General features: G+C 64.0%; 15 protein-coding genes. 7 read left to right on the top strand and 8 right to left on the bottom strand.

The annotated features are described in order from the left end of the window. Positions 1-128 precede the first annotated feature (128 nt). The 4 genes from glnL (at position 129) to QD172_RS10205 (ending at position 6,291) form a co-directional block, all read left to right on the top strand. Positions 129-1,208 carry a nitrogen regulation protein NR(II) gene (glnL, locus tag QD172_RS10220; RefSeq protein WP_077380022.1) on the top strand — a complete coding sequence of 360 codons (1,080 nt, stop codon included), beginning with the start codon at positions 129-131 and terminating at the stop codon, positions 1,206-1,208. Continuing rightward, positions 1,205-2,614: a nitrogen regulation protein NR(I) gene (gene ntrC, locus QD172_RS10215; RefSeq protein WP_279855710.1), complete on the top strand. Its 1,410-nt coding sequence runs from the start codon at positions 1,205-1,207 to the stop codon at positions 2,612-2,614. Before glnL ends, ntrC begins: the two co-directional genes overlap by 4 nt. A 227-nt stretch (positions 2,615-2,841) precedes the next feature. Continuing rightward, a complete protein-coding gene (locus QD172_RS10210; protein WP_084207729.1) occupies positions 2,842-4,179 on the top strand; it encodes a deoxyguanosinetriphosphate triphosphohydrolase in 1,338 nt (445 codons plus the stop codon). Positions 4,180-4,539: 360 nt separating this feature from the next. Beyond that, positions 4,540-6,291 (top strand): BCCT family transporter, encoded by a 1,752-nt coding sequence (locus QD172_RS10205; protein ID WP_279855709.1) that lies wholly within the window; start codon positions 4,540-4,542, stop codon positions 6,289-6,291. A 100-nt stretch (positions 6,292-6,391) separates the two neighbouring features. On the opposite strand, the gene QD172_RS10200 is transcribed toward QD172_RS10205, so the two are convergent. The 8 genes from QD172_RS10200 to tkt form a co-directional block, all read right to left on the bottom strand. Continuing rightward, on the bottom strand, positions 6,392-7,228 hold the full coding sequence (locus tag QD172_RS10200) for an alpha-L-glutamate ligase (protein ID WP_084207730.1): 837 nt from the start codon (positions 7,226-7,228) through the stop codon (positions 6,392-6,394). A 139-nt stretch (positions 7,229-7,367) separates the two neighbouring features. Beyond that, a complete protein-coding gene (locus tag QD172_RS10195; RefSeq protein ID WP_176503472.1) occupies positions 7,368-8,288 on the bottom strand; it encodes a nuclease-related domain-containing protein in 921 nt (306 codons plus the stop codon). A 34-nt stretch (positions 8,289-8,322) separates the two neighbouring features. After that, positions 8,323-8,772, bottom strand: coding sequence for a YbaY family lipoprotein (locus QD172_RS10190; protein ID WP_136939537.1), 450 nt, complete (start codon positions 8,770-8,772; stop codon positions 8,323-8,325). 74 nt (positions 8,773-8,846) lie between these two features. Further along, complete coding sequence (locus QD172_RS10185; RefSeq protein ID WP_084207732.1) at positions 8,847-9,221, bottom strand: translation initiation factor Sui1; 375 nt, start codon at positions 9,219-9,221, stop codon at positions 8,847-8,849. 154 nt (positions 9,222-9,375) lie between these two features. Further along, positions 9,376-10,440 carry a class II fructose-bisphosphate aldolase gene (gene fba / locus QD172_RS10180; protein ID WP_077379931.1) on the bottom strand — a complete coding sequence of 355 codons (1,065 nt, stop codon included), beginning with the start codon at positions 10,438-10,440 and terminating at the stop codon, positions 9,376-9,378. A gap of 181 nt (positions 10,441-10,621) precedes the next feature. After that, the gene (locus QD172_RS10175; RefSeq protein ID WP_279855708.1) at positions 10,622-11,785 is read right to left on the bottom strand and encodes a phosphoglycerate kinase; all 1,164 of its coding nucleotides are present in this window, start codon (positions 11,783-11,785) and stop codon (positions 10,622-10,624) included. After that, positions 11,782-12,918, bottom strand: a complete 1,137-nt coding sequence (locus QD172_RS10170) for a glyceraldehyde 3-phosphate dehydrogenase NAD-binding domain-containing protein (RefSeq protein ID WP_279855707.1) — start codon at positions 12,916-12,918, stop codon at positions 11,782-11,784. The genes QD172_RS10175 and QD172_RS10170 overlap by 4 nt, the downstream gene beginning before the upstream one ends. A gap of 435 nt (positions 12,919-13,353) precedes the next feature. After that, positions 13,354-15,348 carry a transketolase gene (tkt, locus tag QD172_RS10165; protein ID WP_077379937.1) on the bottom strand — a complete coding sequence of 665 codons (1,995 nt, stop codon included), beginning with the start codon at positions 15,346-15,348 and terminating at the stop codon, positions 13,354-13,356. A gap of 446 nt (positions 15,349-15,794) precedes the next feature. Between tkt and metK the strand changes: the two genes are divergently transcribed. From metK to QD172_RS10150, 3 genes are all read left to right on the top strand, one after another. After that, positions 15,795-17,015 carry a methionine adenosyltransferase gene (metK, locus tag QD172_RS10160; protein ID WP_077379939.1) on the top strand — a complete coding sequence of 407 codons (1,221 nt, stop codon included), beginning with the start codon at positions 15,795-15,797 and terminating at the stop codon, positions 17,013-17,015. Between the two features lie 155 nt (positions 17,016-17,170). Further along, a complete protein-coding gene (locus tag QD172_RS10155) occupies positions 17,171-17,674 on the top strand; it encodes a YgjP-like metallopeptidase domain-containing protein (RefSeq protein WP_279855706.1) in 504 nt (167 codons plus the stop codon). A gap of 137 nt (positions 17,675-17,811) precedes the next feature. After that, positions 17,812-19,083 carry a sodium:proton antiporter gene (locus QD172_RS10150; RefSeq protein ID WP_077379943.1) on the top strand — a complete coding sequence of 424 codons (1,272 nt, stop codon included), beginning with the start codon at positions 17,812-17,814 and terminating at the stop codon, positions 19,081-19,083. Position 19,084 lies beyond the last annotated feature (1 nt).

Here is a 19,084-nt window from a genome sequence, read left to right as displayed (position 1 = left end):
CATAATGGTGCTTCAAATCGACGCCCGAAAGAGGTGCATCGGCGCGGGTGCCATGCACGCGGCATTTGCACCAGACTGGCGCGGTTATTGCAGAACAGGGAGACGTACTGCGAATGGCGGATAAAGGCATGCATCAACGACTGCTCGAACACCTGAATACTGCCGTGGTGGTGCTGGATGCACAGCTGCGCGTGGTATGGCTGAACCCGGCGGCCGAGACGCTATTGGCGGTCAGCCTGGTGCGCGTCAAGGGCAGCTCCCCTGAACATCTGACCGGGCTGGATGAAGAGCCCATCAAGGTGCTGCGCAAGGCGCTGGAAGAACAGCATCCCTATACCCAGCGTGAGGCCGAGATCGTCAATGCGGCCAACGAGCCGCTGACGGTGGACTTCACCGCGACCCCGGTCAGCGCCAATGAGCTGCTGGTGGAAATCGAGCCGCGTGATCGTCTGATGCAGATCTCCCGCGAGGAGGCGCTGATCGCTCGGCAGGAAGCCGTCAAGGTGCTGACACGCGGGCTGGCGCATGAAGTGAAGAACCCGCTTGGCGGTATCCGGGGCGCGGCCCAGTTGCTGGAGCGCGATCTGCCGGAGCCGCAGATGGTGGAGTTCACGCGCATCATCATCGAGGAGGTGGATCGCCTGCGCGATCTGGTCGATCGCATGCTGGGGCCGAATCGGCCACCGCTGCAGTCGCCGGTCAATATCCACTCGGTGACCGAGCGGGTGCGCTCCCTGCTGGCGGCGGAAGGGCATCACATCAAGCTGACGGCCGACTATGACCCGAGCCTTCCTGAAGTCATCGGCGATGAAGGCCAGTTGATCCAGGCGGTGCTCAACATCGCGCGCAACGCGACCCAGGCCCTCAATGAGCAGCCGCAGCCCGAATCAGCCGATGGCAATGAGGCGCCGTGGGAGATCACCCTGCGCACGCGGGCCCGGCGGCAGTTCACGCTGGGTCATGAGCGCCATCGTCTGGTCTGCGAGCTGGCGATCAGCGACAACGGCCCGGGCATTCCCGAGGCGCTGCGCGAGACGCTGTTCTACCCGATGGTCTCGGGGCGCGCCGAAGGCTCAGGGCTCGGGCTTTCCATCGCCCAGGGCATCCTGCACCAGCATCAGGGGTTGATCGAGTGTGACTCGCGCCCCGGCCATACCGAATTCCGACTATTAATCCCACTTGCCGGCACTTCTGGAGATCCCTCATGAGCGAGACTGCACGCGTCTGTATCGTCGATGATGACCGCGCCATCCGCTGGGTACTGGAGCGCGCTCTGGCCCAGCCTGACCTCGAGGTGGAAAGCTTCGAGCGCCCGGATCAGGCAGAAGCCAGCATCATGCGACAGTGCCCGGATGTGCTGATCACCGACATCCGCATGCCCGGTATCGATGGCCTCGATCTGATGGCACGAGTCCGCGAGCGTTATCCGGACCTGCCGGTGATCGTGATGACGGCCCATTCCGACCTCGACAGTGCCGTGGCCTCCTATCAGGGCGGTGCCTTCGAGTATCTGCCCAAGCCCTTCGATGTGGATGAGGCGCTGGCGCTGGTGCGGCGCGCCGTGGCGCACGCGCGGGAATCCATGGCCCCCGCGGTGGTGCCGGAAGGATTGACCAAGGAGATCATCGGGGAAGCGCCAGCGATGCAGGAGGTCTTTCGGGCCATCGGTCGCCTGTCCCAGTCGCACATCACCGTACTGATCAACGGCGAATCCGGGACCGGCAAGGAGCGTGTCGCCCAGGCGCTGCATCAGCATTCGCCCCGCAAGGCCAAGCCGTTCATCGCGTTGAACATGGCGGCGATCCCCAAGGACCTGATGGAGTCAGAGCTCTTCGGCCACGAGAAGGGTGCCTTCACCGGTGCCACCGCTCTGCGTCGCGGACGCTTCGAGCAGGCCGATGGTGGCACTCTGTTCCTAGACGAGATCGGCGACATGCCGGCGGAAACCCAGACACGTCTGTTGCGGGTGCTGGCGGATGGCGAGTTCTACCGCGTGGGGGGCATCACGCCGGTCAAGGTGGATGTGCGTATCATCGCCGCGACCCACCAGCACCTGGAGGCGTTGGTGGAGGATGGTCGTTTCCGCGAGGATCTCTTCCACCGCCTCAACGTGATCCGCGTCCACCTGCCGCGGCTGTCAGAGCGCCGTGAGGACATCCCGCGCCTGATGCAGCACTTCCTCGCCGAAGCCGCACGCGAGCTGGCCACGGACCCCAAGGTGCTCACCGAGGCGGCCGAGAAGCACCTCACGCGTTTCGACTGGCCGGGCAACGTGCGCCAGCTGGAGAACACCTGTCGCTGGCTGACGGTGATGGCCTCGGGCCGCGAGGTGATGGTCGAGGATCTGCCGCCGGAACTGCGTGACGTCAGTGGCACCGAGGCCGCGTCCGGGGACTGGCGTGGTGCCTTCCGTGAGTGGGCGGACCGCGCGCTCGCCGCCGGCCACACCCATCTGCTGGAAGAGGCGGTGCCCGACTTCGAGCGCATCCTGATCGAGACGGCGCTCAAGCATACCGGCGGTCGCAAGGGCGAAGCCGCCGAGTTGCTGGGCTGGGGACGCAACACGCTGACGCGCAAGCTCAAGGTGCTGTTGCCGGCACTGGCCGAGGATTGAGCCGCCCCGGCGCCAGACAGTCTCGAGCGCCCTTATCATCAGGCTGAGCGGGAGATGAACCGCCTGAGCGGGTCGAGAAACCGTCTGGGCGGACAGGAGAACCGCCCAGCGGTCTGGAGAGAAAGAGAGCAGGGTGCCACAATCCCTGTTCTCTTTTTTTCTGCCCGTCATTCACCGTTGTCTGCTCGCCGGCGTCATTTCTCGGGCGCCTGCCAAGGAGTTGCCTGATGTCATCAATGAACTGGGAACGACTGCTGGAGCCGAGTCGCCTGCATGACGCACCGGGCACCGTATCGCGTGAGATGGGCCGTACGCCCTTCCACAAGGATCACGACCGGATCGTGTTCGCGGGCTCCTTCCGACGGCTGGGTCGCAAGACCCAGGTGCATCCGCTGACCGACAACGACCACATCCACACGCGTCTGACCCACTCCCTGGAGGTCGGCTGCGTCGGGCGTTCGCTAGGCATGATGGTCGGCGAGAAGTTGAAGGACCATCTGCCCGAGTGGGTCACGCCCGCCGACCTCGGCGTCATCGTCCAGACCGGCTGTCTGGGACATGACATCGGCAACCCACCCTTCGGGCATGCCGGAGAATATGCCATCCGTGACTGGTTTGCCGCAGAGGCCGCCAGTGACCACGGGCGTCTGTCAGGCCTGAGCGAGGCCGAGCGCGAAGACCTGCTCACCTATGAAGGCAACGCCCAGGGCTTTCGTATCGTCACCCAGATCGAATACAACCAGTTTCATGGCGGCATGCGCCTGACGGCGGCGACGCTGGGCACCCTGCTCAAGTATCCCTGGACGGTGAAGCACGCCACGGCAGGCGGCAAGTTCGGTTGCTACCAGAGTGAGCGTGAACTGCTGGATCAGGTGGCCGAGCGCTGCGGGCTGCTGGCGCGTGACGATGGCCGCTGGTGTCGCCACCCGTTGGCATGGCTGGTCGAGGCCGCCGATGACATCTGCTATGCGCTGCTCGATCTCGAGGATGGCCTCGAGATGGGCATACTGCAGTTCGAGGAGGTCTACGAGATTCTGACCGGCATCAGTGGTGGCGCGCCGCGGGAGTATGACGACATGGTCGCGCGTGGCACGTCACAGCGGCGCAAGGTGGCGGCCCTCAGGGGCGCGGCGATGGAGCGGGCGGTCAATGACGTGGCCCAGGCCTTCGTGCAGCATGAGGCGGAATTGCTGGCGGGCACCCTCAGTGAGGACCTGCTGGATCTGTGTCATCCCGATCTCGGCTGGGGCGTGCGGGAAGCCAAGAATCTGGCGCGCCAGAAGATCTTTCGCAACGAGCGCAAGGCCAAGCTGGAAATCGGCGCCTACACCACGCTGGGCATCCTGCTTGAAGCCTTCATCGGGGCTGCCCATGAGCTGCACACCACGGGGCGCTCCAGCTTCAAGCATCAGCGCGTGCTGGCGCTGATCGGCGAGAACACCCCGACGCGTGACTGGGATCTCTACCGCAGTTACCGGCGCATGCTCGATTTCATCGGCGGCATGACCGATCACTTCGCCGTGGACCTCGCTCAGGAGATGGGTGGCCGCCTGCGCGGCGACTGAGCCATCCGCTCGAGCATGACGACTGTCCGGCAAGCCGTGCCGGGCAGTCGTGGTCTGCCGTGTCATTTCCGCGTTGCCTTGCCGGCCTCCTGCCGGTCACGCGCCCCATCTGTTCAGGCAACTCCTCTTTCCCGCTTTCCCTCCGTCCCTCTTTTCCTTTTTTCCTCGATGTCTCCGTCGACGTGATCCTGGCCGGCTGCTGTCTCGCGTGACGTCCTTGCGCTGACAAGCGGTAAATTTTCTTTACGTAGCCTATCGAGTTGTTGTACTAGCTTTGTACGAAGTGTGAACGCGCAGGTCACTTTTCATTCATGATAAGCTATTATCATGCAGGGCAATAACGATAAACGAGGCTTATTTATGAGCAAGAAACCCCCCGGAGGAACCGCTGCCAACGCGGAGAACAAGCCAGAGAAGGCCTTCGACATGATCGACAAGCCGACCTTCTTCGGCTCGATCTTTCTGCTGCTGGCAGTGACGTTGCCATTGGTCATCTTCCCCGAGCAGGGTGCGATGTGGGTATCGGCGGCCAAGAATTTCGTCACCAGCAAGCTGGGTGTGCTCTACCTGATGCTGGGTGTCGGAGCCGGTGGCTTCATGATCTACATCATCTTCAGTGATATCGGGCAGATCAAGCTGGGCGACGCCGAAGAGAAGCCTGAGTTCTCGATCGTGTCGTGGGCGGCCATGCTGTTCTGCGCTGGTATCGGGGCCTCCATCCTCTACTGGTCGATGATCGAGTGGGTCTACTACTACCAGTCGCCGCCGTTCCATGTGGAAGGCCAGACACCGGAGGCCGCGGAATGGGCCGCCGCCTACGGTATCTTCCACTGGGGGCCGCTGGCGTGGGCGATCTATCTGATTCCCGCCGTGCCGATCGCCTACTTCTACTACGTGCGTCACCACAGTGTCCTGAAGATTTCCGAGGCGTTGATGCCGGTGCTCGGCGAAAAGCTGGCGCGTGGCTGGCTGGGCAAGCTGGTCGACATCAGCTTCGTCTTCGGCATGCTGGGTGGCGGGGCGACCACGCTCGGTCTGGCAGCTCCGATGATCAACGAGGGGGTGCATGAGCTGTTCGGCGTACCCAAGTCGCTGATGACCCAGGTCGTCGTGCTGCTGGTGTGTACCGCGCTGTTCGGCTACAGCGCCTACGTGGGGCTCAAGAAGGGCATCAAGCTGCTGTCGGACATCAACTTCTGGCTGGCGGTCGGGTTGCTGCTGTTCATCTTCATCGCAGGTCCGACCCTGTTCATGGCCAATACCGGTCTGGACGCGCTGGGGCGCGTGATGAGCAATCTGATCCACATGGCGACCTGGCTTGAGCCGTTCGCCGAGTTCAAGGGCTTCGAGAACACCCACTTCCCGCAGGACTGGACCATCTTCTACTGGGCCTGGTGGCTGGTGTTCGCGCCCAGCGTGGGGCTGTTCATCGCGCGCATCTCGCGGGGTCGCACCATTCGCGCGATGGTGGCGGGCTCGATGTTCTTCGGCACCATGGGCTGCTTCCTGTTCTTCATGGTAATGGGCAACTACGGCCTGTACCTGCAGCTGTCAGGTGAGCTGGACGTGGTGACCATACTCAACGAGCAGAGCCCGACCGCTGCCATCTTCGCCATGCTGCATACCCTGCCGCTGGACTATGTGGTGATCTTTGCCTTCACGCTGCTGGCACTGATCTTCACGGCCACCACCTTCGACTCCATCTCCTACATCCTGGCGGCCGTGGTCCAGAAGGAAGTGGATGAGGAGCCGATGCGCTGGAACCGTCTCTTCTGGGCCTTCGCGCTGTCGTTCATGCCGATCGTGCTGATGTTCGTCGGCGGGCTGGAAACCCTGCAGACGGCCTCGATCATCGGTGGCGTGCCGTTGCTGGCGGTGGCGTTGCTGCTGTGCATCTCCATCGTGCGCGCCGCGCACTATGACCTGCGCTATCAGCCGGATTACACGGTCAAGGAGATCAATATCGAGGAATTCCCGGAAGACGACCCCTGGACGGAAGAGGGCACCTGGGAGATTCCGGACGAGGACGTGCCTGCGGCGGGCAAGCCGCAGCAGGACACGCCCAAGGATCATGTCGAAGGCGACCCGCACAGCCGTCCATCCCGACTGTGATCCGGCCGGCCTGAAGGATCAGGCCGCCGACGACAGAAAGCCGCCCCTCGGGGCGGCTTTCTGTCGTCTGGATGGGCTGGTGAGTCTCAGGGGCGATGACTCAGGCGGTTTCCTGCAGTGTCTCGCTGCGGGAGCGGCGCGGTGTCAGCACCGGCGGCGTCGGGTCCTTGTCGTCATTGTCGAGGGCCAGATAGCGACTGATGGCGGCACCGATACGCCGTGAACTGTCCTGAATGCCCTGGTTGCCGAACAGACGATTGAACTCGAAGACCATCGGATGGCCATCGACCATCGCGATATCGAAGCCGGCGTGATCGACACTCAGCGCCTCGGCCAGCTGCAGCGCCAGCTCGATGGCGGGCGCCGGGATGTTGTCATAGGCCGTCTCGCCGCCCTGACTGACGTTGGAGCGATAGCCGCCCAGCGGCGTGACGCGCCAGTAGGCAGTGATGACTTCGCCACCGACCACCACGATACGCAGGTCGCGATCGATATCCAGCCGCGGCTGGGCATACAGCACCGGGTGCTCAGCTGCGTGGGCTTCCAGCTCGCCACGTGACTGGATCAGCTTCACCCCGGCCCCCATGGAGCTCTTCACTTCCTTGACGATCAGCGGATAGCCGAAGCGTGCCTCGATGTCGTCGATTGCCTGACGGCTGGCACCCCGAATCTCGGTGGGCGGCACATTGTCCGGGCAGATGGCCTGAAAGACGCGCGTCTGCTCAACCTTGTCGTGGCCGATGGCGTAGCTGGGCAGGCTCGGGAAGATGCGTTTTCCCAGGCCGTAGACCAGGGTGGTGATCTGCCAGTATTCGGGAAACAGCAGGATGTCGGCGGCGCGGATCTCGTCGAGGTGATCCAGCATGCGTTCCGGCTTGATGTAGCGAACGCCGGCAATACCGAGGGTGCGAAATGCGTCGAAGGTGATGAGTTTCATGGGGGGTATGTCGCCAGAAGCGCCATCATTGCGATGGCGCGATCAAGGAGCCAGGGCTGGACCGGCGCGTATTTAACGTCGCGCCGGCCCGCTTGGCAAGTCCTTGTGACGGGCGGATGGGAGACCGCCAGTCGCTGGCCTAGGGCGTTGCCATGCGTTCGGCCTGTACCCGCAGCAGAATCGCCTCGTTGATGCGCTGCTTGAGTGCCTCATCCAGCGCCGGGCAGCCATCCTCCGGGGTCATGCAATGGGTACTGAGCCACTCGGCCAGCCCTTCGCCATTGACGACGTCCGGGTCTCCCTTGCGCTGTTCACCACGCCGGATGATCTGCCAGCCCGGCAGCGCCAGAATGCCGTGTACCGGTACCTCGACACCACACTCGCGCTTGAGCCAGGCGGCAGTCCAGTCACGCGCGACGCGTGTCTCGCGCAGCGGCTTGCGCTCGCGCCCGCCGGGGAAGTGCAGACGCCCATCCTCCAGCTTGACCTCGTTCTTGATCGCTCCCAGAGCATCCAGCGGACGCGAGCGCGCCTTGGTGCGGATGGCATAGGCACCGAGCGGCGTGAGCACCAGATGGTCGATATGGAAGCCGTCGGCGGGGACGTCATGATAGACCACGCTGCTCAACTGCTCCGGGCGAATGAGCTGATCCAGCTCCTGGCCGATGGACAGCTCGCAGGCCAGCCCCAGCTTCAACTTGCGAATACGCTGGAAGTGGCGGGTGAGGCGCAGCGCGAAGATCAACACGAACAGCGCGCAGGCCAGTCCATAGCCCGCCCACTCCAGCCAGTTCTGCTCTTCGCCGAACACCATGCGTCCCATGCCATAGATCAGCGGGCTCAGGGTGATGAGCGGTCCCAGTGCGCCATCGAGAAACAATGACTGGAAGGCGTCATCGAGGCGGTCTCGCAGGCTCTGGCCCGGCTCGCGCAGCTGGCGGCGGGTCAGGGGTGACTGGATGCGGCGCTCATGCAGGCCGCGCATGCCCAGCACCACCAGCGCGATGGCGCCCAGCGGGGTGAGAAAGAAGACAGGTAACAGGTATTCCAGCCAATCCATCGGGATGTCCTATCTACAGGAGAGGGGAGCGTATTCAGTGGCCCAGCGCACGTGGCAGCGGCACGATCGGCACCTCGACCTCACCCTGCGCTGCGTTGTGGGTAGTGTCCAGTACTGGCACCACGCTGTCATTGATCCAGTACAGCTTGCCGTCACTGCGCACGTCGGCCTGCAGTGCATAGCGATGGCCATCCTCGATGGCATTGCGATCATATTGCAGGCTGACCGGGAAAGGCCCCTGGCGCAGACCGCCGAAGCGGGTGCTGGCGATCAGGTTGGCCGGTGCATCGGCTCTGGAGATATCCACCAGGCGGACCTCCAGCAGCGCATCACCCGGTGCCTGGAAGGCCTGCTGTGGCACTACGCGTGCCTCCAGCTGAGCGAAGTCAGGGCCGGTCATGCAGCCCGCCAGCCCCAGCGTGCCGAGCAGCAGTGCGCCGATGGCCAGAGAGCGGGAAGGATGAGGCATGGAGAGTTTCAGCATGGAGGTCCCTTGTGCGGTCGGCGATACGCCGCCAACCGAGATGTCTGATGAGACGGATGCCGGGGCGTGCAGGTTCAGCCGCCGGCCAGCTTGACGGTATAGCCGCGTCGCGTCAGCTCGGTCTTGAGCGTCTCGCGGTGATCGCCCTGGATCTCCACGATACCGTCCTTGAGGCTGCCGCCGGTGCCACACCGCTGCTTGAGAGTCTTGGCAAGCGCCTTGAGTTCCTTCTCCGCCAGCGGAATCCCGCTCACGGTGGTCACGCCCTTGCCCTTGCGGCCGCTGGTCTCGCGGCGGATACGCACCACGCCATCGAGGCTGTCGAGCCGTTCGCGCTCGGCGAGGTCCGCGCACTCGCAGTCGGCTTCGGCGCGGCGGCATTCGGGGCAGGTGGCGCCGTGTTCAGTGGAATAGACAAGCCCGGAAAGTTGATCCTTGAGCGAGGCCATGATGTCTCCTGCGGTACCAGAAAAATGATGCGTTGTCGGCGGTGTCTGAGGAAAGGATACCCGTGCGCGTCGGCAGCGGCACCCTGATGCGTCAAAAAAAGGCGGCCCCTGCGGGCCGCCTTTCGTTCATGCCGTCGTGCGCATGGCCGTCAGATCAGTTGATCTTCGGGTCCAGCTCGCCACGGTGGTAACGCTCGAACATCGCTTCGAGGTTGATCGGGTCGATCTTGCTGCCGTGGCCGGCAGCACCGAAGGCTTCGTAGCGTGCGATGCAGATGTCGCGCATCGCCTTCACGGATTCCTTCAGGTACTTGCGCGGGTCGAATTCAGACGGGTTCTGGGCCATGAAACGACGGATGGAGCCGGTGGAGGCGAGGCGCAGATCGGTATCGACGTTGATCTTGCGCACACCGTGCTTGATGCCTTCGACGATCTCGTCGACCGGAACCCCGTAGGTTTCCGGAATCTTGCCACCGTATTCGTTGATGATTTCCAGCCAGTCCTGCGGCACGGAGGAAGAGCCGTGCATCACCAGGTGAGTCTCGGGGATGCGGGCGTGGATTTCCTTGATGCGCTGGATGGACAGGGTGTCACCCGTCGGCGGCTTGGTGAACTTGTAGGCGCCGTGGGAGGTGCCGATGGCGATGGCCAGGGCATCGACGTGGGTCTTCTTGACGAAGTCGGCGGCTTCTTCGGGGTCGGTCAGCATCTGGTCGTGATCCAGCTTGCCTTCGGCACCGATGCCGTCTTCTTCACCGGCCATGCCGGTTTCCAGCGAGCCGAGGCAACCCAGCTCGCCTTCGACGGACACGCCACAGGCGTGGGCCATCTCGACGGTGCGACGGGTCACATCGACATTGTATTCGTAGCTTGTCGGGGTCTTGCCATCTTCCCCCAGCGAACCGTCCATCATCACCGAGCTGAAGCCCAGCTGGATGGAGCGCTGGCAGACGGCTGGCGAGGTGCCGTGATCCTGGTGCATGACCACCGGGATATGCGGGAATTCCTCGATCGCGGCCAGAATCAGGTGGCGAAGGAACGGCGCGCCGGCGTATTTGCGAGCGCCTGCAGAGGCTTGGACGATCACCGGAGAGTCGGTGTGGTCGGCGGCTTCCATGATGGCGCGCATCTGCTCGAGGTTGTTGACGTTGAACGCGGGAATGCCGTATCCGTACTCGGCTGCGTGGTCCAACATCTGGCGCATGCTGATCAATGCCATGACATCACCTGTCTTCTTGGGGAATGGAAAAGGGAGTAGCGTCTGGCCACCCTGTGCCGCAGGCAGAGGATGGCCCTGTTACCGTGACCCAGTTACCGGGTACCCCGGGCATGTGGCTGGCTCAGGGTACCGGGACAGTCGATGAGGACCTTGTCGCTGCGCCATTCGAGCGCAGCCCGGGTCAGCTTGCAGCGGCTTCCAATGCCGCCACGGCCGGTAGCGTCTTGCCTTCCACGTACTCGAGGAAGGCACCGCCACCGGTAGAAATGTAGGACACGCGGGACTCGACAGCGTATTTGTCGATGGCCGCCAGGGTGTCCCCACCACCAGCGATGGAGAAGGCGTCGCTCTCGGCGATGGCCATGGCCAGCTTCTCGGTACCGTTGGCGAACTGGTCGATCTCGAACACGCCCACCGGGCCGTTCCACAGAATGGTGCCGGCATCCTTGAGCAGCGCCCCGAAGCGGGAGGCGGTGTCCGGGCCGATATCCAGAATCATCTCGTCATCACGCACGTCGGCAACGTCACGCACGATGGCCTCGGCCTTGTCGGAGAACTCGGTGGCCACGACGACGTCGGTGGGCAGCGGGATCTCGACCTTGTCCATCAGCGCGCGAGCGGTATCGAGCAGGTCAGCCTCGTAGAGCGACTTGCCGACGTTGTAACCGGCGGCGGCGATGAAGGTGTTGGCGATGCCGCCACCGACGATCAGCTGATGGCACTTGTCGGACAGCGCCTTGAGCACGTCCAGCTTGGTGGAGACCTTGGAGCCGCCGACGATGGCGACCATCGGCGCGCGCGGCGCGGCGAGTGCCTTCTCGAGGGCTTCCAGTTCGGCAGCCAGCAGCGGGCCGGCGCAGGCGTCCGGGGCGAAGCGTGCCACGCCATGGGTGGAGGCCTGGGCGCGGTGCGCAGTGCCGAAGGCGTCCATCACGTAGATGTCGCACAGGGCGGCGTAGGCGCGAGACAGCGCTTCATCGTCCTTCTTCTCGCCGGCATTGAAGCGCACGTTTTCCAGCAGCACGACCTCGCCCTCGGCGACGTCCGGTGCCGTGTCGAGATAGTCGGTGATCAGACGCACCGGGCTGCCCAGCAGCTCGCCCAGGTGTGCCGCGACCGGTGCCAGAGAGAACTGCTCTTCCGGCTGCCCTTCGGTGGGACGGCCCAGATGGCTCATCAGCATGACGCGCGCTCCCGCATCGCGGGCCGCCGTGATGGTCGGCAGGCTGGCGCGGATACGCGCGTCGCTGGTCACCTGACCATTGCGAACCGGCACGTTGAGATCTTCGCGGATCAGCACGCGTTTGCCTGACAGGTCGAGGGCGGTCATCGTTTGCACGTTCATGACGGGTTCCTTGGTCGTGAATCGGTGGAGAGAGCTCCCGTCGCCAGAGGCGTTGTCATCTCGCAGGCGTGCCAATGGGTGGCGACGTCCAGCATGCGATTGGCAAAGCCCCATTCGTTGTCGAACCAGCACAGCATCTTGATCAGCCGGCCGCCGGCAACACGGGTCTGGGTCGCATCCACGATACCCGAGCGCGGATCGTGGTTGAAGTCGATGGACGCCGTCGGCTCCTCGCTCAACCCCATCAGGCCCTGCAGGCGTCGTGCGCAGGCCTCGCGCAGCAGGTCATTGACCTCGTCCGCGCTCACGTCGCGCTTCACCTCGATGGACATGTCCATGCAGGACACGTTGATGGTCGGCACCCGCAGGTGCAGACACTCGAAGCGTCCTTCCAGATGCGGCATCAGGCGGTTGATGCCTTTGGCCAGCCCCGTATCCACCGGCACGATCGAACTCATCGCGGAGCGCGTCAGGCGCAGGTCCGTCTGGTGGTAGGCGTCGATCACCGGCTGGTCGTTCATCGCCGAATGCACCGTGGTGGTGACGCCACGCTCCAGCCCGAAGGCCTGCTCCAGCACCGTGAGGATCGGGATCAGGCAATTGGTCGTACACGACGCCGCCGAGACGATGCGCATGCCGCCAGCGTCCTGCCCTGTCCCGGCGGGGGCCAGCGCCGACTGGTTGATGCCGCACACGATGGTGGCATCGACATCGGCGTCGGTATCGCCGGGCTGGGAGAACAGCAGCCGTCCCGCGCCTGCCGACAGATGGCGCTCGGCGGTGGCCCGGTCCTTGAAGCTGCCGGAGCACTCCAGGACCAGGTCAATCCCCAGTGCCCGCCAGGGCAGGCAGTCTGGATTGGCCTCGGACAGGATGCTGATCGCATGGCCGTTGACGACCAGCTGGCCGTCGCGCTGCTCCACCGTGCCGGGGAAGCGGCCATGGGTGGTGTCGTAGCGTGTCAGATAGGTGATGGTGTCCAGGTCTGACAGCTCGTTGATCGCCACCACTTCCAGTGGCAGCGTCTCGCCACGTGCTTCACGTTCCACCAGCGCTCTCAGCACACACTGACCGATGCGTCCGTAGCCATTGATGGCCACTCGCAAGGGGGAGTTCCCCTGGCGAAGGCGCATGCTGGCCTCCTGGGAGGCGTCGGAGGTGGGCAGAGGGGACTGATGGCTCAATGAGGTCTCGTTCCGAGTGTTTTTCAGGGGGTCCATGGTAGCGCATCGCTTTGCTGGGCGGAGGGAGCGAAAGGCGCGCAAGCGCCTGATTTCTGGTTTTTTTCGTCTAAGAACACGTAGTCACACTACCCAACTGGAGGGGTTGTGTAGTCGCCATCCACGCTGTCTGTCGAGGGCTGGATCGCCGGAGAATGACCGTTCATGCAGGATGAATCGTGTCATCAAGCTGTGACTGACATGGAGCGCGTCGACTACAGGCGACAGCCGGTGACGGTGGAGGGCTTCTCGAGTGTCGCACAGACGAAAACGCCGCCGCTCCCATCGGGAGGCGGCGGCGTCGATCTGCATCCCACTCCGTCATGGACGGGGTGAGTCAGGCGGTGATCAGCCCAGCAGCGTGTTGGCGCGTTCGACCACGTTCTCGACCGTGAAGCCGAAGTGCTTGAACAGGTCGCCAGCCGGCGCGGATTCCCCGAAGGTCTCCATGCCGATGATGTCGCCGTTCAGGCCGACATACTTGAACCAGTAGTCACGATGCCCGGCTTCGATCGCCACGCGCGCGGTGACGGAGGACGGCAGCACGGATTCGCGGTATTCCGCGTCCTGGGCATCGAACAGGTCGGTGGCCGGCATGGACACGACACGCACGGCGCGACCGGCGGCTTCCAGCTCGGCGGCGGCATCCATCGCCAGACCGACTTCGGAGCCGGTGGCGATCAGGATCAGTTCCGGCTGGCCGTTGGCGGCGTCCTTCAGCACGTAACCGCCACGGCTGATGTTGGCCAGCTGGGCCTTGTCGCGGTTCTGGTGCGGCAGGTTCTGACGCGACAGGATCAGCGCGGTCGGGCCGGAGTGACGCTTGATGGCCGCATCCCAGGCGGCTGCGGTCTCCACGGCATCCGCCGGACGCCAGGTGGACAGGTTCGGCGTGGTGCGCAGGCTGGTCAGCTGCTCGATCGGCTGGTGCGTCGGGCCATCTTCGCCCAGACCGATGGAGTCGTGGGTGAAGACGTAGACGGCCTGCTGACCCATCAGGGCGGCCATGCGAACGGCGTTGCGCATGTATTCCATGAAGATCAGGAAGGTCGCGCCGTACGGGATGAAGCCGCCGTGCAGACCGGCGCCGTTCATGATCGCGCCCATGCCGAACTCACGCACACCGTAGTGCAGGTAGTTGCCGCTGAAGTCTTCGCGGGTGATCGCCTGGGCGCCCTTCCAGAAGGTCAGGTTGGACGGGGCGAGGTCGGCACTGCCACCGAGCAGTTCCGGCAGCTGCGGGCCGAGCTGGTTCAGGCACTCGAAGGAGGCCTTGCGCGATGCCGGGCTGTCGCCGGCGGCCTGAGCGTCCTCGATCATCTTCTCGCTGCTCAGGGCGTGCGGCAGCTTGCCTTCCAGACGACGGGTGAACTCGGCGGCCAGTTCCGGGTGCGCGTCGGCGTAACGGGCGAAGCGCGCATCCCAGTCACTCTCGAGCTTGGCGCCGCGCTCGCTGGCATCCCAGCCCTGATAGATGTCTTCCGGGATGTGGAAGGGTGCGTGGGTCCAGCCCAGCTTCTCGCGGGTCGCCGCGACTTCGTCGTCACCCAGCGGAGCGCCGTGGCAGGACTCGGTGCCTTCCTTGTTCGGGGAGCCGAAGCCGATGACGGTCTTGCAGATGATCAGGCTCGGCTTGTCGTCGTGGCTCTTGGCCAGGGCGATGGCGGCGTTGATCTCTTCCGGCTTGTGGCCGTCGACGTTGGCCACGACGTGCCAGCCATAGGCTTCGAAGCGCTTGGCGGTGTCATCGGTGAACCAGCCTTCGACTTCCCCATCGATGGAGATGCCGTTGTCGTCATACAGGGCGATCAGCTTGCCCAGACCCAGGGTGCCGGCCAGCGAGCCGACCTCGTGGGAGATGCCTTCCATCAGGCAGCCATCGCCCAAGAAGCACCAGGTGGTGTGGTCGACGACGGTGTGGCCGGGACGGTTGAACTGCGCCGCCAGTGTCTTCTCGGCGATCGCCATGCCCACGGCATTGGCCAGCCCCTGGCCCAGCGGGCCGGTGGTGGTCTCGATACCCGGCGCATAACCGTATTCCGGGTGACCGGCGGTCTTGGAATGCAGTTGGCGGAAGTTCTGCAGATCTTCAAGGCTCAGCTGGTAGCCCGTGAGGTGCAGCAGGGAGTAGAGCAGCATGGAGCCGTGGCCGTTGGACAGCACGAAGCGGTCACGGTCGGCCCAGTTCGGGTTGGCCGGGTTGTGCTTGAGGTGGTCGTTCCAGAGCACTTCAGCGATGTCGGCCATGCCCATGGGGGCGCCGGGGTGGCCAGACTTGGCCTTCTGAACGGCGTCCATGGAAAGTGCACGGATGGCGTTGGCCAGGTCAAAACGGGAAGGCATGCAATAGCTCCTCGCCTGCGGGGCGTCAAGAGTGTGGCAATGAATCACGGCGTTCTGCCTGTGGTGCGCAGCGCGCCGGAAAGGACAGTGCGTCGCGTGAACCTTGTGCGTACGAAGCTTCGCCCGTACGCGATCTCCGGGCCAGTATTGTCACCGAGATGACGGGGCGCGGCAAATCGCATCCGGGCCCCGCAGCCGTCCATGCGTCTTGCTGACTTATGCCGGTTGGTGTCCTTCTTGTGGCAAAAAGGTCTCGAAACGGCCGTCGTGCAGTCCGCATGGCGCTAGGCACTCACATAAGTGGCGTGTAAACTCGCCCCCCCGAGGCCGGGCCGTCTGTGTCAGTCCTCAACGTGCGCCGCAAGCGTGTTTCTACTCGGTCTCAAGCAGCCATCTGCCGTCAGTGGCCGAATCATCCCCGCATCCGAAAAGAGGGTCGAGGACCAATGAGCGAATACTCACTCTTCACATCCGAGTCCGTGTCCGAAGGGCACCCGGACAAGATTGCCGACCAGATTTCCGATGCCGTGCTCGATGCCATCATCGCGCGCGACAAGCAGGCACGCGTGGCGTGCGAAACGCTCGTCAAGACAGGCGTGGCCATCGTGGCCGGTGAGATCTCCACCAGCGCGTGGGTCGATCTCGAGGAGCTGGTACGTCGTGTCATCACGGACATCGGCTACACCTCTTCCGATGTCGGTTTCGACGGCGAGACCTGTGGTGTCCTGAACCTGATCGGCAAGCAGAGCGTCGATATCGCCCAGGGCGTCGATCGCACCAAGCCGGAAGATCAGGGCGCGGGCGACCAGGGCCTGATGTTCGGCTATGCCACCAACGAGACCGACTCCTTCATGCCGGCGCCGATCCACTACGCTCACCGTCTGGTGGAGCGTCAGGCGGAACTGCGCAAGAACGGCATGCTGCCGTGGCTGCGTCCGGATGCGAAGAGTCAGGTCACCTTCCGCTACGACGAAGCCGGCAAGCCGGTCGCCGTCGAAGCCGTCGTGCTGTCCACCCAGCATGACCCGGAAGTCTCCCAGGAAGACCTGCGCGCGATGGTCAAGCGCGAGATCATCGAGCAGGTCCTGCCGGCCGAGTGGCTATCCGAGACCACCGAATACCACATCAACCCGACCGGCAACTTCGTCATCGGTGGCCCGGTGGGTGACTGTGGTCTGACGGGCCGCAAGATCATCGTCGACACCTACGGCGGCATGGCCCGTCACGGTGGTGGTGCCTTCTCCGGCAAGGACCCGTCCAAGGTCGATCGCAGCGCCGCCTATGCCGGTCGTTACGTGGCCAAGAACGTCGTCGCCAGCGGTCTGGCCGACAAGTGCGAGATCCAGGTCTCCTACGCCATCGGTGTCGCCGAGCCGACCTCCGTCTCGATCAACACCTTCGGCACCGGCAAGATCAGCGATGCCAAGATCGTCGAGCTGGTGCGCGAGCACTTCGACCTGCGTCCGTATGCCATCACCACCATGCTGGATCTGGCGCACCCGATGTATCAGCTGACCGCTGCCTACGGCCACTTCGGTCGTGAGCCGTTCGAGCACAGCTACAGCTGGACCGACGTGACCGGCGAGAAGAAGACCGAAACCTTCACCGCCTTCCCGTGGGAAAAGACCGACCGTGCCGCTGGCCTCAAGGCTGCTGCCGGCCTGTAAGGTCGTCAGCTCGACAGGCCTGGCAGGGGAGGAGCATCTCGCCCCCACCGGCTCAGTGTCATGACAGGAAAACCCGCTTCGGCGGGTTTTCCTGTCTCTGCACGACTGACACGCAGGTCTGACCCTTTGTGGGACAGCAACAGGAGAGAGGCCCAGTGGCTGATCTACGCTATCTCAAGGGCTACGGCCCCGAGATCCAACAGCAGGCGAGTGAACTGCTGGCGTCGGGCAAGACGGCAGCCTTCTTTCTCGCTAGATATTCCGAGCCTCATCAGTTGCAGGGGGCCCGTGCGCTGCATGACTACACCATGGCGCTGAAGAATCAGTACCTGCGCAGCTCGGCGCCGATCAGCAAGGTGATCTATGACGACCGGATTCACGTCATCGACAACGCCCTGGGGCTGCACACCTTCGTGTCGCGGGTGCAGGGCAACAAGCTCAAGGCCAAGCACGAGATCCGCATCTCGTCGTTGTTTCGGCGCCTGCCGGAGCCGCTGCTGAACATGATCGTGGTCCATGAGCTGGCGCATCTGCGCGAGAAGGCCCACGACAAGGCGTTCTATCGACTCTGCTGTCACATGCAGCCGGAGTATCATCAACGTGAGTTCGAGCTGCGTCTCTATCTCTGTCACCGTGAACGTCACGGCGATCTCTGGTAGTCACGGCCAGTGCTGGCAGTCACGATCAGCGCTGCTGGCCACGCGAGTGGCTCACCACACCAGCTCGTATGAAAGACGAATGACAAGGACGTCATGCCCGCCAGGGTATCGGCGCCACTGCAAAGGATCGTTTTCGGATGCTCAATCTCGCTGCACTGTTCATTACCATCACTGCCGTGTGCATGTGGTTCAACCACCGGGTCCTGCGCCTGCCCCCGACCATCGGCGTGATGGCCATCGGTCTGGTGCTGTCACTCGGCGTGATCGGGCTGGATCACTTCGCAGTGACCACCGTCGTGGCCGACATCGCGGAAGACTGGCTGGGGCGCATCAACTTCAACAGCCTGCTGATGGACGGCATGCTGTCCTTCCTGCTGTTCGCCGGTGCGCTGCACGTGGATCTCTCGCGTCTGAAGGCCTATCGCCGCTCCATCGGCCTGCTGGCCACGCTGGGCGTGCTGGTCTCGACCCTGGTGATCGGCTCCGCCGCCTGGTGGCTGTTCCAGTGGGCCGGCATCGAGGTGCCGTACCTGTATTGCCTGGTGTTCGGCGCGTTGATCTCGCCCACCGACCCGATCGCCGTGCTCGGCATCATGCGCAGCGCCGGGGCGCCTGCCGACATGGAGATCCGCATCGTCGGCGAGTCACTGTTCAATGATGGCGTGGCGGTGGTGCTGTTCACCGCGCTGTTGAGCGCGGCCTCGGCGGGCAGCGGTGAGGTCGAGCTCGGCCACATGGGGCTCCTGTTCCTCGAGGAAGCCGGCGGCGGGATTCTGCTCGGTCTGGCACTGGGGGCGCTGGTCTATCAGCTGATGCGCAGCATCGACCAGTATCAGGTCGAGGTGATGCTGAGCCTGGCGCTGGTGTTGGGCGGCTACGCGCTGGCCTCGGCGCTGCACGTCTCCGGCCCCATCGCGATGGTGGTGGCGGGGCTGATCATCGGCAACATGGCGCGTGATGGCGCCATGTCCGACAACACCCGCCGCTATCTGGACGGTTTCTGGGAGCTGGTCGACGAGATCCTCAACGCGGTGCTGTTCGTGCTGATCGGTCTCGAGCTGGTGCTGATGCCGATCACCCTGACCTCGATCGGCATCGCCCTGGCGCTGGTGGCGGTCATCCTGCTCTCGCGTCTGGCGCTGATCGGCATTCCGCTGAGCATCTTGCGGCGCTGGTATACCTTCCGGGCCGGCACCACGCGCGTGCTCACCTGGGGGGGACTGCGTGGCGGCATCTCGGTGGCACTGGCCCTGGCGATTCCCGAAGGTGATTTCCGCGAGCCGCTGGTGGTTACCACCTACATCATCGTGCTGTTCTCGATCCTCGTGCAGGGCCTGAGCATCGGCAAGCTGGTGACCGCAGTCGTCGGGGATCGCTCTCGCTCGGAGGCGCCGCACGACCAGCATTGAG

The organism is Cobetia sp. 10Alg 146 (genome assembly GCF_029846385.1).
Lineage (GTDB): Bacteria > Pseudomonadota > Gammaproteobacteria > Pseudomonadales > Halomonadaceae > Cobetia > Cobetia marina.
This window is presented reverse-complemented; position numbering and strand designations above follow the sequence as displayed.

Excerpts from the sequence above, each read along its gene's own strand:
- QD172_RS10170 (WP_279855707.1), bottom strand. The coding sequence starts at position 12,918 with ATGCGCCTTCGCCAGGGGAACTCCCCCTTGCGAGTGGCCATCAATGGC.
- fba (WP_077379931.1), bottom strand. The coding sequence starts at position 10,440 with ATGGCATTGATCAGCATGCGCCAGATGTTGGACCACGCAGCCGAGTAC.
- QD172_RS10205 (WP_279855709.1), top strand. The coding sequence starts at position 4,540 with ATGAGCAAGAAACCCCCCGGAGGAACCGCTGCCAACGCGGAGAACAAG.
- tkt (WP_077379937.1), bottom strand. The coding sequence starts at position 15,348 with ATGCCTTCCCGTTTTGACCTGGCCAACGCCATCCGTGCACTTTCCATG.
- QD172_RS10185 (WP_084207732.1), bottom strand. The coding sequence starts at position 9,221 with ATGGCCTCGCTCAAGGATCAACTTTCCGGGCTTGTCTATTCCACTGAA.
- QD172_RS10150 (WP_077379943.1), top strand. The coding sequence starts at position 17,812 with ATGCTCAATCTCGCTGCACTGTTCATTACCATCACTGCCGTGTGCATG.
- metK (WP_077379939.1), top strand. The coding sequence starts at position 15,795 with ATGAGCGAATACTCACTCTTCACATCCGAGTCCGTGTCCGAAGGGCAC.
- QD172_RS10210 (WP_084207729.1), top strand. The coding sequence starts at position 2,842 with ATGTCATCAATGAACTGGGAACGACTGCTGGAGCCGAGTCGCCTGCAT.
- QD172_RS10200 (WP_084207730.1), bottom strand. The coding sequence starts at position 7,228 with ATGAAACTCATCACCTTCGACGCATTTCGCACCCTCGGTATTGCCGGC.
- QD172_RS10195 (WP_176503472.1), bottom strand. The coding sequence starts at position 8,288 with ATGGATTGGCTGGAATACCTGTTACCTGTCTTCTTTCTCACCCCGCTG.
- glnL (WP_077380022.1), top strand. The coding sequence starts at position 129 with ATGCATCAACGACTGCTCGAACACCTGAATACTGCCGTGGTGGTGCTG.
- ntrC (WP_279855710.1), top strand. The coding sequence starts at position 1,205 with ATGAGCGAGACTGCACGCGTCTGTATCGTCGATGATGACCGCGCCATC.
- QD172_RS10175 (WP_279855708.1), bottom strand. The coding sequence starts at position 11,785 with ATGAACGTGCAAACGATGACCGCCCTCGACCTGTCAGGCAAACGCGTG.
- QD172_RS10190 (WP_136939537.1), bottom strand. The coding sequence starts at position 8,772 with ATGCTGAAACTCTCCATGCCTCATCCTTCCCGCTCTCTGGCCATCGGC.